The sequence below is a fragment of the Secundilactobacillus sp. MJ173 genome (genome assembly GCF_059704265.1).
Map to the genome: position 1 here is coordinate 150,832 of NZ_BAAKGN010000038.1, position 16,347 is coordinate 167,178.

A 16,347-nucleotide genomic window follows, 5' to 3' on the forward strand; every position below is an offset into this window, starting at 1 on the left:
ATTGGTTATATCAAGGGTTAGGAGTAATCAAAATGGAAAAAATTTATCAAATCGGGGTGGAAGCAACTTTGGATGTGATTGGTGGTAAATGGAAACCTATTATTCTTTGTCACCTAGGAAACGGTCCAATAAGGACGGGTGAATTAAGACGAAAGATGCCTAAGATTACCGCTAAAATGTTAACACAGCAATTACGTGAACTTGAAGATGATAAAATTGTACATCGCGAGGTATACCAGCAAGTGCCCCCAAAAGTTGTCTATTCACTAACCACAGAAGGTAAAACATTACGAAAATTGCTGATTGATATGTCCGATTGGGGAGAACATCGTGTTGCCAGAATGCAAGCGGATGGACAGCCTGTTAAATTGTTATCCAGCGACCACACAGGATATTTAAATTTTTAATATTCAGCATTCCTAGAGCTTTTCAAACTGATTAAAAAGCTTGAAGTGCTTGCCTTTTGGTAGAAAATAAAGCCTATTCCGCAAAAATGGCGGAATAGGCTTTATTCACGTTAAATTCTGGAATCTACCGAGTTTTGCTACTGCTTGTTTTTGCTTACTTAAACCGACGTCCCAAAATATCCAGACTACGAAGCTGATCACCCATATCGGCCACGTCAGGCAAGTGTCCCCAAGTCTCAAACCCATTCTTCTTAAATAAACCGATACTGGGAAGATTATGATGGAAAATGAACGCCACTAAAGTATCAATGTCTAAATCATTTAACTGAGAGAAAACGTAATTTAACGCCTTTTGTCCTAATCCATGATGCCGGTAGTTTTCATCAATATAAATACTGATTTCCGTTGTATGAACATATGCTGGACGGCCGTAAAACGACTCGAGGCTCACCCAACCCGCAGTGGTATCACCGTCTTTCATGACCCAAATCGGTCGTGAATGCGGGTCAAATTCATCGAACCATGCCTGCTTGGAAGCCACAGAAACTGGTTGCAGATCCGCGGTAGCTAAACGACTGGGAATAATTTGATTATAAATGGCCGTAATGGTAGGTAAATCTGATTTTTTAGCGTATTTAAAGGTAATACTCATTGGCTTAAGCTCGCTTTCAAAAAGATTATGAATATCATACGCCTTTCTCATGTTTCGCACCACTTCACATCGCGATGTTATTTAATTTCGGTGGGTCAGCAATTGAGATGATGATTTTACCGTGGGCATGGTGCGATTCGCTACGTAGGTGCGCCGCCCGCAGACCTTCTGTCGTTAGCGGGTACTTACTATCAATCACCACTTTGACTTGACCTGAAGCTACGAGGTTAGCTACGGCTGCCAAATCCTGTCCGTTAGGATGTAGCCACCAATGTTTTGCTGACGGGTGACCACTTTGCTGGGCAAAGGTTGGCTGACCGGCGATGCTAACAAGATGGCCGGTTGGCTTCAAAATCGTTAAGCCATTTTCAATATCATCCGTAGTATCAAATACCGCATCATAATCATGCAGCACGTCTGTATACCTAGTCTGATGATAGTCAATCACCTCATCCGCTCCCAAAGACCGTAGTAAGTCATGATTCTCCGCACTGGCAGTAGTCGCAACATACGCCCCCTGTGCCTTGGCGATTTGAAGGGCAAACAGACCAACGCCGCCAGCGCCACCCTGAACCAAAATTTTATCACCCCTTTTTACTACTAATTGCTGAATAATCACTTGATAAGCAACAGTTCCAGATAGCGGGATTGCTGCGCCTTCTTCAAACGAAATATTGACTGGTTTCAATGCCAACTTATCCGCCTTAACAGCCGCATACTCGGCGTAGCTGCCATGAGTAGGATCCACGGATGTATCTGGCCTAGCGATGACCGCGTCACCCACTTTAAACCGTTGAACCGTGCTCCCCACAGTCGTAATCACACCGGACACGTCCCAACCTAAAACAATGGGAAAACTCCAACCAGCCCGCGATCGACCTGCTCGTGTACGCCAATCAATGGGATTGACACTGGTTGCAACCATTTTAACTAACACTTCATCTGGCTTAATGGTCGGCATTGGTAATTGCGCCTCGTGAAGCTCTTGTGCATCACCATATCGATCAATGACAATTGCTTTCATTGGGTTCAGCCCTCTTTCGTAAAATTCTGTCGTTTAATTTTGCGCATAATATAGGCTGATTGCCTCAGAAAGGCAAGTATTTTTAATCGAAAATACAAGCATTAAAAATGCTGATATTCCCCAGCTCAGTAGGTCAATATCAGCATTTTTTATATGTGTGTGATTCCTAGAAGTATGTGTTAGTGCAATATGTGTTTCGCATTTAAGCGATAATTTATTTTTTCTACTATATATTATGTGTGATTAAATATGTGTGTCTATGTGTTTTATCGTTGTGTATGTTTAAGTTGTTTAGATGGCAGATATCAGTATAGAATGGTCTCTTTTTAAGATGATAGCGTCCTATGCTTCCACTTCTGCTTGCTTAGGATCCGCAACGTTTTCTGTTGGTTTGTGGTACTTACGCATCATTTCTGCCATGTGCACTTCTTCAACGACGAATTCGTGAACCCGGCAAACGTAATCGTGTTCCCGACCGATCTTTGCGATGTAGCCGTTAATGTAATCAACTTCAGTAGGACGACCCTTAGAGAAGTCTTGATACATTGATGGGTAGTGATACTTGTAGGCTTGGCTAACTGGAATGATAGAATCAATTTCTTCTTGGCGAGATTCAATAAGACGAATACCGGCACGTTCGCAAGCATCAAAAGCTTCGTTGAATAGCGTGGTGGCCATTCTGGTGACACCCTCGTATTCAATAAATTGTCCCATTTGCATTTCATACATGGTACAAAGCGTATTGGTAACAGCGTTGAAGACGACTTTTGACATGCACATGCCCTTCCATTCATCCACCATCACTGGACCCATCTTAGCGACTGTAAAATCGTTGAAGATTGCTTGCATGGTCTCATCAGCCGGCTTGTTGTTGTAAGGCGCCATATGCATCACTTCGCTGTTAACAGGTCCCATGAAATCAACGTTAGCTGGTCCATCAAGTCGGGTAGCAATCATTGCGGTCCCACAGACAATCTGATCTTTAGGGAAGTATTTTTCAATTTTTTCGAAGTGGCCCATGCCGTTCATAGCTGAGAAGACGTATTGGTCATCATGGAAAATACCGGCTTTACTGTCGCGTTCAAGCTCTTCGGCTAATTGCATCTGCTTCTTAAAGATGATCCAAACATCTGGATGGCCGGTATATTCTTCAGGATAATACATGTTGATTGGAATGATCCGACGATTCTTATGGTCACGAGCAACTGAAACGCCGCCTTGTTCACGAACTTTTTCAACGTTTGGTTCCCAAGTATCGATGAAGTCAACATCTACGCCAGCGTTTTCTTGAAGCATAACACCATACCGATAACCCATTGCACCTGCACCAATAATTCCGTATTTCATTACAACCACTCCTTCTAATTTTTTTGATTTCATCAGCTATACGACAACTAAAAAACGCCCTTTGGTCAAAGACCAAAGGGCGTTTAGTAACGCGGTACCACCTTTATTCAAATTACCGTTTGAAGTAATTCCTCAACACGCACGGCAACTAATCTCAGTTGCGATACGCTGCACGATAATGGGTGCCACCAGTTCGCCTCGAGAAGCGAACTCGTCGAACTCGATCTTTCATGTCATAGTCCTAATACCGTCTCACCAAACCGGTACTCTCTTCATAAGGCTATGACCCTAATCCATCGGGTCAAATCTTGTTGTCGTATTTGATTTGTTGCAAGTAGTGTAGCCCCGAACATGAGAAAATGTCAATCATTTTTAATAAATTAATTTTTAGACGCTAGCTTTAAACACGTTCTAAACACTGCTATAATAGCATTTATCGACTTCAAAATTATTTTTAAATTGTGGGCTAAAAATCTATTTTATCGATTTCTCACTAAAATAACAGAAGCACAACAATCAGTCAGGAGTGTCAATCTATGTGGAAAACCAAGTCATTTTCGGAATTATCAACCAAAGAACTTTATGAGATCTATCATCTGCGGGTAGCAACCTTCGTGGTGGCTCAAAACCGCATTTATCAGGAAGTGGATGAAAATGATCTTAATGCGCTGCACGTCTTTTATCAAGATGACAGGATCATTGCTTATTCCAGAATCTACAAGGAAGATGATCACGTCACCTTTGGCCGAGTAGTCACAGATCCTGCCCATCGTGGCATGGGGCTAGGCGACCAGTTGATGACGAACGTTTTGACCGCCATTCGGATGCACTTTGCCCACTTACCAATTGAGATTGAGGCACAGGTACCCGTTAAAGGTTTTTATGAGAAATATGGGTTTAAGACAGTTGGCGAATCCTTTATCTTTAATTCAACGCCTCACATCAAGATGGTTCACGACCCATTAGGTTAGTAAACGAGTTTAGAAAGTAGTCGCTTTAGTTCATCCTGCTCATCGGCTGTTAGCTGTGACAGTAACGTATCAGACGAATTCTGTTCAAAGACGTGTAATTCTGGGTATACGGCCTTCCCCTTTTCAGCAACGTAAACCCGACGCAAGCGCTTATCCTTAGCGTCATCTTCTAATCTCAGATAGCCGTTGTCCACGAGTTTTTGGACTGTTCGAAACGCAGTTGTTCGATCAATATGAACAGAATCTGCTAGTTCACCAAGAAACATACCGGGCTTTTCATAGGTCCGAATCACATAAATAAAGGCGTTATTTGCTAAGCCAAGTCTTCTGAACTCCGCATTGGTTTTAATTTCCGTCTTACGGGTAATCGCGCCAATATCACGAATAATTTCAAACATCATTAACCTCCATATGGATACATTTTGACTCTAATTTACAGGAAGGTTATTGTATTTGCAATTAAATAGTGATAAGATTTGACCAAGTCATTGCAAATGCAATGAATAATCATACATACCTGTAAGGGGGAGTTTCAATGTCAGCTTTCTTTATCTTTGTTTTTGTGATGTCATTTACACCTGGGCCAAACACGATCATGGCGATGGTTTCTGGTCAGCAGCGAGGGTTCCGCTCAAGCCTGCGACTTAATATTGGTATGCTGATTGGAATGGGTCTCATGGGTTTAATGGGTGTTTTCTTCGCTCACTGGCTGCAGTCAGCACCAACGTTTGTGACGGCTATGAAAATCGTCGGTAGTACTTATCTCTTGTACCTTGCCTACCACATGTTTATCAGTCACCCAAGTGAAGAAGATCAAAGTACGGGTGGTTTTCGGACTGGCATGTTACTGCAATTAACTAACATCAAGTGTTATCTTTATTTCATCACTGGACTAGGTGCCTTTAGTCTAGCTGGCGCCTGGAATAATATGCCCGTAAAGTGGCTACTCATGGTGTTAATCGGCAGTCTTGGTACTTTCGTCTGGACGGTTTTTGGTCAAATGATGAGCCGGTTCTACCGCCGTTACTACCGTATTTTCAATACCATTGTCACCCTGTTATTGATGTTTGCAGCAGTTGATCTTTGGCGTTAACAATCCCCAATAATGTTTCACGTGAAACATATTTTCCAAAAAAATAAGCTTAGCTCTAGATGTAATCGATACGATCGATTTATCTTGGAGCTAAGCTTATTTTGTATTAATCCATATCTAGTGAGCCATATTTAACGCCCAGCCGATCGGCAATGCCTGTCACTTCAGCTAAGGTCTTATCATCAATCACCATTCCGTTTGTTTTTCGGTCTTCGTACGCTAAGGCTTCTTTGTCACCAGCTACATAAACTGTCTTACCCGGAATAGCAGGTAATTCACGAATTTGTTGCAGGTAATCAGAGAAACGCTGAACGATTTGATCGACATCGCCAAAGATAGAAGGATCAATGGCAATGAAACTCTGACATGGACCAACTTGCAAATCTTCTGGCGTAATTTCGGTAGAAGTGTTCCCCAACGATAAAATGGAGGTGAAAACTTCTACGATCACTCCTAAACCAAATCCCTTATGGCTCCCGGTCTCTTCCGCTACACCGCCAAGTGGCGTCAACCCAACGTTGGACAATGGGTCACGCAAAGCGTCCAAGTCGGCGGTATCGGTATGATCATTAATTTCTTGATTACCATCCTTAGCCACCCATAGAGCTGGTAAATCCTTTTCCAATTTACGATAAACTTCAATTTTTCCTTGAGGTACCGTAGTCGTGGCCGCATCATAGATAAAGTTATGTGGCTTAGCTGGCATGGCGAATGCAATCGGGTTAGTTCCCACAAATGCTTGCGTGGCGTGCGTTGGTAACATGGCTGGTCGAGAATTTGTTGATGATAATCCAATTAAACCTTGGTCAGCTGCCATGTTAGCGTAATAACCAGCGATTCCGTAATGGCCCGAGCGCTTGGTAGTTACGATACCAACGCCGTGCTCCTTAGCCTTTTTAATGGCAATGTCCATGCTATAAATCCCGTTCAGCTGTCCCAAACCAAAGTTGGCATCAACTACGGCACTCACATCTGTTTCTTTTACAACTTCAGGCTTACTCTGAACCCGAATTTTACCATTTTGAATGAAGTGATCATACATCACCATACGTTGAACACCATGTGATGCGATTCCGTGTAAATCGGTATAAATCAGAGTTTCAGCAACCGCTGCGCTTTGCTCCTCCGTAAATCCATAGGCTTTATAAATCTTATGTACTAGTGCTTTTACTTTGTCACTATCGTATCGTTTGACCATTGTAAACATCCTTTCTAAACGCCTTGATGAAAATTAGATTAGATTATGTAGCATTTTTATTATCTGCTTCTTATTCTTTGCTTGCAACCATCTTTTTAAAATTAAGTACGTGACTGCCATTAAACATGCGTATTTACTTAATAATTGAATTTTTATAAAGTGCCGTCAGTTGAGAAAACTCGGTATTTTAATGCCGATATGAATCAACGTCTCGGACGGCCACCATTGTATTGGTCTAGCTTTGAATCGATATATTGACTGACAACTTCTTCGGAAACATTACCGAGCGTACTCATAAAGAAACTTGGTGACCAGAGATGGCCATTCCAAAGTAATTGTTTAGTTTCGGGGAATTGAATGAACCACTGTTTAGCTGCCCCGCCTTTGAAGGCCTTCACGATTGAGGAAGGCGTCAGCTTAGGTGGGAAGCTAATGGTCATCTGTACATGGTCTGGCATGATTTGCATATCGGTGATATCAACTGAATGACGTTCGGCAATTTCCACCAAGATAGCTTTCATAGCAGTAATCCGCTCTTCAGTCGTAAAAATTGACTTGCGATACTTCGTCACCCACACTAAGTGAAAAGTAAAATCATACACATTTGTCCGTTCGTATTTAATCATACGGTTACCTCCTAATGTCTGAATATTAGTGATCGTATTCATTCATATCATAACATATGCTAAAATATTGTGAGTAAGGAGGTGAAGCCCAATGACCTATCAAGGGATTAAATTACGGCTGTATCCTAATCAGGATCAGCAGCTGAAAATCAAACTGAATTTTGGCTGTAATCGGTTTGTTTGGAATCAAATGCTCAACATGCTGATGACGCGCCATCAGAATAATCCTGAAGCCAAGTTTTTAAATGCTTTCGCGTTGAATAACTTGTTGCCGGCGCTAAAGACTGAATATCCTTGGTTGAAGGACGCTGAAAGCACTAGTTTACAAGTGACTAATCACGACTTAATTGAAGCTTTTAAGCAGTTCTTCAAAAAGCAGCATGGTTTTCCCAAGTTTAAGTCACGTAAATACCCCAAGCAAAGCTATCAGTGCAAATCAGTCAATCAGAATATTAAGGTAGTTGATAGGCACCACATTCAATTACCGAAGCTAGGAAAGGTGATTTTTAGAGCCGGTAGATTACCAGTCGGAAAAATCAAGGCTGTAACGATTCGACTTTCAGCAACTGGTAAATTCTATGCCAACGTGCTGGTGGATACCGACATTAAAGAATTACCCCAAACCTCCAAAGTTATTGGCATTGACATGGGCGTTGCTGACCTGATGATCACTTCTGCTGGTGTTAAATACCCCACGATTCGGTTTGATAAACGGCTCAGCAAAAAGCAGCATTACTGGGAGAAACGCTTAGCTCGCCGGAGACGTCAAGCCGAAAAGGAGATTGCTTGGGACAAGCATAACCAGGTTCCAGAACCCAGAACATTAAATGATTTCAAAAACTACTTGAAAGCCAAACACATGGTAGCTAAATACAGTGAAAAGATTGCCAATCAACGGGATAATTATCTGCACAGCATCACCAAAGAACTGGTTGAACAATACGATGTGATTAAGATTGAAGATTTGAAAACCAAAAACCTTCTAAAAAATCACCACCTCGCCCGAGTAATCGCCAATCAATCCTGGCGAAAGCTACGTCTAATGCTGGAATACAAGTGTGCTTGGTATGGTAAACAGCTGGTCACTGTTAATCCACGAAAGACTTCTCAGCTCTGTTCAAACTGTGGCTATGATGACGGCAAGCACACTTTAGAGATTAGGCAGTGGACCTGTCCTAACTGCGGCAGCAATCATGATCGTGATATCAATGCCGCAACGAATATTCTAAAAGCGACAGCGTAGCCAAATGACCAACTGGGCTGGAACAGCCCTTAGTTAATAGCCGTAACCGCTGCGTACCATTCACTGAATGATACGTAAGTCAGCGGTGTTCCTAGAAGCTCGTTACTTTAGTGACGAGTATTTCACAATTTAAGTTACTATTATATGCAAATAGGTATTTATTCTGTTTACTGCCTGCATCCAGAACACTTTACTTTTCCTTAACGATTCCTTTAGAAAGTAGCATGGAAAACTTCATATTTCTGTCACATTTATTATCTATGATTTAAGCATAGTCAATGAAAGATTAGTTGACTTCCCTTTTAAAACAGATAACGGTTGTTGATTTTTCCTCCTCCCCAAAATCAGGATAAACCAAGATGAAACGCTATCACTCCCCTCGACCTCACCACAACCCCTAATGTGGTGGGGCTTTTTTTGTAGAGTGTAAAAGCGGGCGCTTAGAGACTGGAGTGTAGGGCGGTTTAGTAGGTATTGGACTTGGGCTTTAAGTCGAATACCTACTAAACCGCCCTACATGCAAGTCTCTGCCCGCTTGAACACATTTCAGCAAAATAACATTCCCCGAACCACAAAAAAATCCAGCCATCACAATCAATAGCTGGATCATATTTAAAAACATAAGAAAAGGCAGGCCCGCCGACCTTCTGAACGCACGAATGCGCCGATCTTTGGAATCCCGCCATGGTTTGGCACCGTTTGATAGTATCGCATGGATGGTGAAGTGTGTCAAGGTGTCGTTCTCCTACATAGCCTAATCGGGCTATAACAAGGCAGAAACTTGCACATAAGGGCACCAAGACACAAATCCAAGTTCGGGATTGTTCGTTATGCTACATCGCCGAATCGGGCTACAGCAGACAGAGAGCTGTAGATAAGGGCAAGGAAATACAAACCCCAAACCCAGGGTTTCTATTTCCTTGCCCTTATCTTTCGCTCTCTAACCGTCTGCCTTCGCACCTTAATTTGGTTCCGCCCCATACGCTATAGACGAAAACTTATTGTACGACTTCACAAACAGCAGCTTGACCGTTCCCCGTGGACCTGAACGGTTTTTTTCAATAATGACTTCGACCTCACCGACATCTTGTTCCCCGTCGTTGCTGTCGCCGCCATTACCACCATCATCGTCGTCATCATCCCGTTCGTAATAATCGTCACGGTACAGAAATGACACAATATCCGCATCTTGTTCAATAGACCCAGATTCACGAATATCTGACAGAACTGGCCGCTTATCCTGACGTTGTTCCACGCCACGAGACAGTTGCGACAAGGCAATTACTGGCACATGCAATTCCTTGGCCAGTTTTTTAAGCTGCCGTGAAATTGCAGAAACTTCTTGCTGCCGGTTTTCAGCCCCGGTACTTTCAACCAATTGTAGGTAATCAACCACGACTAAACCTAAGTTACCATTCTGCTCTTTGTCTAATCGACGGCATTTTGCCCGAATCTCTGACATTTTAATTCCGGCTGTATCGTCAATGAAGATCTTCGCTTTTGACAGACTCCCCATGGCAACAATTAAATTCCGCCATTCGCCTTCCTCAAGCTGGCCGGTTCGCAAATGATTGGCGTTGATACTGCCCTCTGCGCACAACATCCGACTAACCAGCGACTCAGCACTCATTTCTAGACTAAAAATAGCCACTGCCTTATCGGTTTTAGTCCCAACGTTCTGAGCGATATTTAACGCAAAAGCCGTTTTACCAACCGCTGGCCGGGCAGCTAAAATCATAAGCTCATCATCATGAAGCCCAGTTGTCATTTTATCCAAGTCAGGGTACCCGGTCGATAATCCGGTCACAGTATCCCCTTGTTGTGATAAACGATCAATCTCTTCAAAAGTGGAATTCAAAACGTCTTTAATCGCTTTAAATCCAGCTTGATTTCGGGACTCATTAACGTTCATGATGGACTGTTCAGCTTGATCAAGCAGCTCATCCACGGGTGCGTCTTCCGAATAGCTATCCGTGACGATCTTAGTGGCCGTCTGGATCAAGCGCCGCAAAACAGCCTTCTGAGCCACGATTTTGGCATAGTAGCCAACGTTAGCTGCCGTTGGGACAGACGCCGCTAGTTCAGCAATATATGGCATACCGCCGATATCTTCAAGCTGGTTGAGCCGTTTTAACTCATCCGACACCGTCACCACATCAATGGCTTCATCCTGGTCGTTTAAGTTAACCATTGTCTGGAAAATCAACCCATGCGCACGACGATAGAAATCATCTGCGGTCAGTTGTTCCATTGCGTCGACTAGGGCATCGCCGTTTAAAAAGATGGCCCCAAGTACCGCTTTTTCCGCCTCAATATTTTGAGGTGGTGTTTGATCTCTCAACCCTTCACTCATTATTCATTACTCCCCGCTGTGATAAACGAAAGGGTCGGGGCAAACGCAATTTGCCGACGACCCTTAGAAAATGAACTTCAAATTACTTTTCTGAAATGTGAACCCGAATACGGCCGGTCACATCTTGATGTAATTTAACAGGCACGTTGACAAAGCCCATCACTTTAATTGGTTCGCGTAATTCAATCTTTCGCTTATCCAATTTGATACCATACTGCTTTTCCAATGCCTGCGCAATTTGTTTGCTAGGAATTGACCCAAACAGTCGGCCATCAGTCCCCGCTTTAGCCGTTAATTGAACAATCGTCTTGTCATCTTCCAAGACTTTTTTAACGGACACAGCTTCTTGTCGTTCTTCTTCTTCGCGTTTAGCTTCAGCTTTTTGCTGTCCCTTAAGCTGACTTATTGCATTGGCCGTTGCAGCCTTTGCCTTCCCTTGCTTGATTAAAAAGTTTTGGGCATAGCCATCTGGAACGTTCTTAATTTCGCCGCGCTTACCTTTGCCGCGAACATCTTGCAAAAAAATAACTTTCACAATAAGTCCTCCTTATCTGACACCTCGATCAATATCGAAATGCCAAGACTTTATCGATCCCAAATTGGGAGCTCTCATTAAACAACTTTACCATAGATTGCGACCCGTTTTAACCTCGATATCGCGATTTTTTGACCTTTTTAACACTATTTACGAAGCCGGTGTTGCTACCCCATCCTCTTGACTATTCAAAATCGCTACCAGCTGATCTTTAACTTCAGCCACAGTGCTATCAGCGATTTGCGTAGCCCCACTGGATAGGTGACCGCCACCGCCCATCTTTTCCATGATAACTTGCACGTTAATTTCGCCCATACTACGAGCGGAAATCCCAATTCGGCCATCATCTCGCTTAGTAATGACAAATGAGGCGTCCACACCAGACATATTCAGTAAATCATCCGCCGCTTGAGCAGCCGTTACAGAGTCGTAAACTTCATCTTCTTCACCCGCAATGATTGCCAAATCTTCTTGGACGAAGGTGACCAGTTCAATCAAGTGATTCCGTTGCAGATAACTATCGACGTTTTCTTTCATAAAATGCTGCATTTGAACCGAATCAGCACCTGCTGAACGTAAGTAACTAGCTGCGTCAAAGGTTCGTGACCCAGTACGCAACGAGAAGGACTTCGTATCGATAAAGATCCCCGTCAGCATAGCCGTTGCTTCAAGCTTATTGATAGGTTCGGATTTTTGAGATTGATACTCAAACATTTCCGTAATGAGTTCACACGTCGAACTAGCATACGGTTCAATGTAGACTAACATTGGATTTTCGGGGAATTCTTCACCCCGGCGATGATGATCAATAATCATGACACGATTTTCCATTTGGTGATACAACTCAGGGGAGATTGAAAGCGACGGCTTAGAATGATCGACCATCACTAGCATACTTTGCTTCGTTATTTTAGCCAACGCTTCTTCAGGCGTAATAATGGCATCGTTAATTTCAGGGTAGTCTTTGATCGCATCAAGCAGTCGCTGCACATCGCTGTGCACATCACTGCGATCCAAGATAATGTAACAGTCCTTCTGGTTCATCTGAGCGATCCGCCGAATTCCCATGCAAGCACCGATGGAGTCCATGTCAGGCTGTTGATGACCTTGAACGAAGATGGCATCCGATTGGTTCATCAACTCCTGTAAGGCCTGTGAGATCATCCGCGCACGAACCCGCGTCCGCTTTTCCATTGGATTGGTTTTACCGCCGTAGAAACGCGCTTCTTCATCTTGAGCACGTACAACCACTTGGTCACCGCCACGGCCAAGCGCCAAATCAAGGTTACTCTGTGCTTGGTCAGCCAATTTATTTAGATCAGCACCACCATAAGCGATACCGATACTTAACGTCAGCGGGAAATTTTGCTTAGACGTACTTTCGCGAATAATATCCAAAATACTGAACTTATCCTTTTCAACTGCCTTCATCGCTTGTGCATACATAAATACGAGGTAATGGTCATCGTCCAGCCGTTTGAGATACATCCCAAAACGCTGCGCCCAAACAGAGAGTTCATTGGTCACGTAATTTCTCAGATTAGAGATTTCTTGATCGGTCATGGACTGCGTTACTTCGATGTAGTTATCCAAAAAGACCTGACCAATGGCAATCCGTTCGTTTTCATACCGTTGTTCAATTTGCGTATAGTACGTGACCTCGGTCATATAGACCGCACGGAAATCCTTTTGAACTAAAAATGAAAATTGGCGGTCTCGCCAAGTGACGGTTTGTGGTTGCTTATCGTTGACGTGGTCTTGAATCAACTTTTCCAGTTCCGGATCAACGTCTCTCATCCGCTTACTCAAGACCGCTTGATCACCGAAGTATTGCTGCAAGTACGGATTAACCCATTCGATGGCGTCGTTGTCACCAAAAATCATGACACCAACGGGCATATCGATCAATGCCTCTTGTTCGCCACGATTAATTCGAAAAGACAGATCCGCAATATAGCGGTTCATATCGGCACTAATCTCATTCATGGTATTAAAGGAGAACACCAAGCTAGTAACCACCGCTACTAAAGCCAATATCCCTAAAATCCATGAGAACAAAAAAGCCAGAACAATTCCTGCAATCGACAGTGCGGTCATAAATAATGCCAGACCGCGCAGTCGTCTATTCCTTAAGAACTCGGGTAAATTAGACCTTGAAAATAAACCGTTCATCTTCAGACTCCCCTGCTTTGTCGATGATAATAGTAGTTATATTTTAGCACAAATGAAAGCTAGTTGTGACCATCAGTCTTGTGGAAGTAAAAGCGTCATCTGAGCTCGACGTTTAACAGTCATTCAAAAAAACTTTACCATTTTATAAAAAAAAAACTTACGAAGCCGACTTTTTTCTGGTAGTGTAACCCACTGTGCAAAAAAGTTTTCTGAAAGCGAGGAATTTATTCAATGGAACAACAAGCAACAATGGCCTCTTCTCGGCCACGAGTTACCGTTAAGCACCCCGCACTAGCAATGGTTAGTATGCTAGTCGGTGCCTTTGTTGGTATGTTTAGTGAAACGTCGTTAAATATTGCATTACCAAGTCTAATGGCTAGTCTAGGGATTACCACCGCAACTGCACAATGGTTAGTCACTGGTTACATGTTAGTCATCGGGGTTGTATTGCCACTTAACAGTTTAATTACCAAGTGGTTCACCACTCGGCAAGTTGTTATTTTTGGTTTATCAGATTTTCTTGTAGGTGCCATTATTGCAGCATTAGCACCAAGTTTTCCAATTTTATTATTCGGACGAATGATTCAAGGTATCGCTACTGGTTTAATCCTGCCATTAATGTTTACGGTTGCTATGCAAGTCTTCTCACCAGCTAAAATTGGGGCCGCTATGGGGGCCTGCGCCATGGTTATCATGTTCGCGCCAGCCATTGGGCCTACTTTGACCGGTTTGATCTTAGCCAAGCTTTCTTGGCACTGGATTTTCTGGGCATTTGTACCTTTCTTAGTCATTGCCTTGATTTTTGCTTTGACTTCACTGGAAAATGTCGGTCAATTAACGAAGCCTAAAATTGATGTCTTATCTATTTTGACCAGTGTTGTTGGCTTTGCCAGTGTTGTTACCGCGGTTAGCTTCGCAAGTTCACACGGCTGGGGTTCACCACTTGTTTTAGGCTTATTATTGTTCGGTATCATCGTGTTAGCCGCTTACGCCTACCGTCAGGTTCATATTGATGCACCGATTTTAAACCTGAAAATTTTTGCCATTCCTGCCTTTCGGGCTGGTGCTTTAATGGTGATGTTAGACTTCGGGATTATCCTTTCTGCCATGTATATTTTACCAATGTACATGCAAAAGGGATTGTTACTCCCCGTTGCCATGACCGGTATTATCATGTTACCTGGTGGTGTTGTTAACGCCTTAGTTTCTGCCGTTTCAGGTCGTTTATTTGATAACTTCGGTGCTAAGTGGTTAACTCGGTTGGGCTTTCTGATTGCGATCATCGGTAGCATCATGTTACTAACAACTGGTGCTCATACCGCTGTGATGTTTGTCATTGCTGCCCACATCATCTTAATGATTGGCTGTCCTCTAGCAATGTCACCAGCTCAAACCCATGCTTTAAACGCTTTAGCTGGTCCTACATCTGGTGATGGCAGTACCATCATGAACACCATGCAACAAATTGTTGGTGCGATTTCAACTGCTTTAGCAACCAGTCTGCTAGGTATCGGCCAAGCAGCCAGCCATTTAGGCGCTCAGGGTGCCTTTACCGCCGGTGTGCACGTCGCTATCTACTTACCACTTGCTTTAGCTGTCATCGCGTTTATTATCGCGCTGACGACGCGTTCATTTAAGACTGAAAAATAATTGTTAACTTAATCCATATAAAACGCCTTCGCAAGCTTAGACCTGCGAAGGCGTTTTTGCGCTGCTATTTAAGTTATTGATTAATCTTTTTCGTGTTTCCGACGTGCAAGACCAAACCAACCAAGAATGCTTAGCAATATGGCACCAAGGATCGTTGGTTTTACTGAAGACGCTTCATCAGTTTGTGGTAGTTGCGCCTTAGATGGATCTGTTTGATGCTTAGACGGTGTTAACCGCGCTGTTTGGACCGTTCTCTCAACTTCAACTGCCCGACCACTATTACTATCTTCGTGTAGACCAGTCACTGCAGTTACTGAGGACCGTTCCCCTGCCGAACCTTGACCTGCTTGCGAGTCACTCGTTGAAGTAGACGGTCGCGTATGTGGTGTCACTGCACCACCATTATCAGTTGATGAGTTGGGTTGCTCTGGATCAGTTGGGACTTGACCATTTGATTGGCCAGTAGTTGTAGTAGATCCACCATCATTACCATGTCCAGGTTGTGCTGGTGGCATTACTGTATCATCTTGAGCAACTAACGGGATGACCACCGTTTGATTGGTAGCTTGGGCTATAATCAGCGGTAATTCACTGATTGGAATGGCCAACTGCCAGCCAGTGGGAACATATTCCAAAATCTGATACCGATTAAATGACATTCCTGGATTACCAATTAACGTCGCACTGCCACGTACAACGCCATCTGAAGTTTCATAGTTGATTATCGTCGTAGTGGCAACTTCAGCTGGTCCAGCTGACGCAGTGGTTTTCGCAACTAACGGAATAATGACTGTTTGATTTTCGGCTTGAGCCACAATTAATGGTAAGTCACTAACTGGAACGGCCAGTTGCCAACCAGCTGGGACGGATTCCAAGACTCGATACCGATCAAATGGTGTACCAGGGGTGCCTACTAACTGAGCACTTCCTTGTGTTTTACCATCTGGGGTTTCATAGTTGATCGTTGTGGTTGTGGCAGCTATGGCTGGTCCGCTTGAAGCAGTATTTTTTGCAGCTAACGGAATGACCACTATTTGGTCCTGTGTTTGCGCAACTATTTGTGGTAAATCAGGGTT

Annotated in this window: 15 protein-coding genes; 5 read left to right on the forward strand and 10 right to left on the reverse strand. The window is 43.4% G+C overall.

Translation table 11 applies throughout. The annotated features are described in order from the left end of the window. Positions 1–32: 32 nt before the first annotated feature. On the forward strand, positions 33–407 hold the full coding sequence (locus tag AC6H04_RS06925; RefSeq protein ID WP_497571000.1) for a winged helix-turn-helix transcriptional regulator: 375 nt from the start codon (positions 33–35) through the stop codon (positions 405–407). Between the two features lie 154 nt (positions 408–561). On the opposite strand, the gene AC6H04_RS06930 is transcribed toward AC6H04_RS06925, so the two are convergent. The 3 genes from AC6H04_RS06930 to AC6H04_RS06940 all read right to left on the reverse strand — a co-directional run bounded on the left by AC6H04_RS06930 (position 562) and on the right by AC6H04_RS06940 (position 3,430). Then, positions 562–1,059, reverse strand: a complete 498-nt coding sequence (locus AC6H04_RS06930; RefSeq protein WP_497571021.1) for a GNAT family N-acetyltransferase — start codon at positions 1,057–1,059, stop codon at positions 562–564. A 64-nt stretch (positions 1,060–1,123) separates the two neighbouring features. Beyond that, a complete protein-coding gene (locus AC6H04_RS06935; protein WP_497571001.1) occupies positions 1,124–2,083 on the reverse strand; it encodes an NADP-dependent oxidoreductase in 960 nt (319 codons plus the stop codon). 342 nt (positions 2,084–2,425) lie between these two features. Then, complete coding sequence (locus AC6H04_RS06940) at positions 2,426–3,430, reverse strand: ketopantoate reductase family protein (RefSeq protein ID WP_497571002.1); 1,005 nt, start codon at positions 3,428–3,430, stop codon at positions 2,426–2,428. Between the two features lie 536 nt (positions 3,431–3,966). On the opposite strand from AC6H04_RS06940, the gene AC6H04_RS06945 reads away from it, so the two are divergent. After that, entirely contained in the window at positions 3,967–4,401 is a 435-nt protein-coding gene (locus AC6H04_RS06945; RefSeq protein WP_098823509.1) for a GNAT family N-acetyltransferase, read from the forward strand. Here AC6H04_RS06945 and AC6H04_RS06950 read toward each other — a convergent pair. After that, the gene (locus AC6H04_RS06950) at positions 4,398–4,799 is read right to left on the reverse strand and encodes a MarR family winged helix-turn-helix transcriptional regulator (RefSeq protein WP_497571003.1); all 402 of its coding nucleotides are present in this window, start codon (positions 4,797–4,799) and stop codon (positions 4,398–4,400) included. The genes AC6H04_RS06945 and AC6H04_RS06950 overlap by 4 nt on opposite strands. Positions 4,800–4,936: 137 nt before the next feature. On the opposite strand from AC6H04_RS06950, the gene AC6H04_RS06955 reads away from it, so the two are divergent. Continuing rightward, positions 4,937–5,494: a LysE family translocator gene (locus AC6H04_RS06955; RefSeq protein WP_497571004.1), complete on the forward strand. Its 558-nt coding sequence runs from the start codon at positions 4,937–4,939 to the stop codon at positions 5,492–5,494. A gap of 106 nt (positions 5,495–5,600) precedes the next feature. On the opposite strand, the gene AC6H04_RS06960 is transcribed toward AC6H04_RS06955, so the two are convergent. Both AC6H04_RS06960 and tnpA read right to left on the reverse strand, forming a co-directional pair. Beyond that, the gene (locus tag AC6H04_RS06960) at positions 5,601–6,692 is read right to left on the reverse strand and encodes an Ldh family oxidoreductase (protein ID WP_497571005.1); all 1,092 of its coding nucleotides are present in this window, start codon (positions 6,690–6,692) and stop codon (positions 5,601–5,603) included. 203 nt (positions 6,693–6,895) lie between these two features. Further along, positions 6,896–7,318, reverse strand: a complete 423-nt coding sequence (gene tnpA / locus AC6H04_RS06965; RefSeq protein ID WP_497571006.1) for an IS200/IS605 family transposase — start codon at positions 7,316–7,318, stop codon at positions 6,896–6,898. A 91-nt stretch (positions 7,319–7,409) separates the two neighbouring features. Here tnpA and AC6H04_RS06970 point away from each other — a divergent pair, with 91 nt between their 5' ends. After that, the gene (locus AC6H04_RS06970) at positions 7,410–8,561 is read left to right on the forward strand and encodes an RNA-guided endonuclease TnpB family protein (RefSeq protein WP_497571007.1); all 1,152 of its coding nucleotides are present in this window, start codon (positions 7,410–7,412) and stop codon (positions 8,559–8,561) included. Positions 8,562–9,522: 961 nt separating this feature from the next. Here AC6H04_RS06970 and dnaB read toward each other — a convergent pair. From dnaB to AC6H04_RS06985, 3 genes are all read right to left on the reverse strand, one after another. Further along, complete coding sequence (gene dnaB, locus AC6H04_RS06975; RefSeq protein ID WP_497571008.1) at positions 9,523–10,914, reverse strand: replicative DNA helicase; 1,392 nt, start codon at positions 10,912–10,914, stop codon at positions 9,523–9,525. A gap of 82 nt (positions 10,915–10,996) precedes the next feature. Continuing rightward, on the reverse strand, positions 10,997–11,449 hold the full coding sequence (rplI, locus tag AC6H04_RS06980; protein ID WP_098823514.1) for a 50S ribosomal protein L9: 453 nt from the start codon (positions 11,447–11,449) through the stop codon (positions 10,997–10,999). A 150-nt stretch (positions 11,450–11,599) separates the two neighbouring features. Further along, a complete protein-coding gene (locus AC6H04_RS06985) occupies positions 11,600–13,621 on the reverse strand; it encodes a DHH family phosphoesterase (protein WP_497571009.1) in 2,022 nt (673 codons plus the stop codon). A 231-nt stretch (positions 13,622–13,852) separates the two neighbouring features. Between AC6H04_RS06985 and AC6H04_RS06990 the strand changes: the two genes are divergently transcribed. Beyond that, positions 13,853–15,271, forward strand: coding sequence for a DHA2 family efflux MFS transporter permease subunit (locus AC6H04_RS06990; protein WP_497571010.1), 1,419 nt, complete (start codon positions 13,853–13,855; stop codon positions 15,269–15,271). 80 nt (positions 15,272–15,351) lie between these two features. Here the strand turns inward: AC6H04_RS06990 and AC6H04_RS06995 are convergent. Continuing rightward, positions 15,352–16,347, reverse strand: a 996-nt coding sequence (locus AC6H04_RS06995; RefSeq protein WP_497571011.1) for an LPXTG cell wall anchor domain-containing protein, incomplete at its 5' end; no start/stop codon positions are given.

What these genes read in the sequence shown, in the direction of transcription:
- AC6H04_RS06925 (WP_497571000.1), top strand. Translation starts at nt 33, where the DNA reads ATGGAAAAAATTTATCAAATCGGGGTGGAAGCAACTTTGGATGTGATT.
- AC6H04_RS06930 (WP_497571021.1), bottom strand. Translation starts at nt 1,059, where the DNA reads ATGAGTATTACCTTTAAATACGCTAAAAAATCAGATTTACCTACCATT.
- AC6H04_RS06935 (WP_497571001.1), bottom strand. Translation starts at nt 2,083, where the DNA reads ATGAAAGCAATTGTCATTGATCGATATGGTGATGCACAAGAGCTTCAC.
- AC6H04_RS06940 (WP_497571002.1), bottom strand. Translation starts at nt 3,430, where the DNA reads ATGAAATACGGAATTATTGGTGCAGGTGCAATGGGTTATCGGTATGGT.
- AC6H04_RS06945 (WP_098823509.1), top strand. Translation starts at nt 3,967, where the DNA reads ATGTGGAAAACCAAGTCATTTTCGGAATTATCAACCAAAGAACTTTAT.
- AC6H04_RS06950 (WP_497571003.1), bottom strand. Translation starts at nt 4,799, where the DNA reads ATGTTTGAAATTATTCGTGATATTGGCGCGATTACCCGTAAGACGGAA.
- AC6H04_RS06955 (WP_497571004.1), top strand. Translation starts at nt 4,937, where the DNA reads ATGTCAGCTTTCTTTATCTTTGTTTTTGTGATGTCATTTACACCTGGG.
- AC6H04_RS06960 (WP_497571005.1), bottom strand. Translation starts at nt 6,692, where the DNA reads ATGGTCAAACGATACGATAGTGACAAAGTAAAAGCACTAGTACATAAG.
- tnpA (WP_497571006.1), bottom strand. Translation starts at nt 7,318, where the DNA reads ATGATTAAATACGAACGGACAAATGTGTATGATTTTACTTTTCACTTA.
- AC6H04_RS06970 (WP_497571007.1), top strand. Translation starts at nt 7,410, where the DNA reads ATGACCTATCAAGGGATTAAATTACGGCTGTATCCTAATCAGGATCAG.
- dnaB (WP_497571008.1), bottom strand. Translation starts at nt 10,914, where the DNA reads ATGAGTGAAGGGTTGAGAGATCAAACACCACCTCAAAATATTGAGGCG.
- AC6H04_RS06985 (WP_497571009.1), bottom strand. Translation starts at nt 13,621, where the DNA reads ATGAACGGTTTATTTTCAAGGTCTAATTTACCCGAGTTCTTAAGGAAT.
- AC6H04_RS06990 (WP_497571010.1), top strand. Translation starts at nt 13,853, where the DNA reads ATGGAACAACAAGCAACAATGGCCTCTTCTCGGCCACGAGTTACCGTT.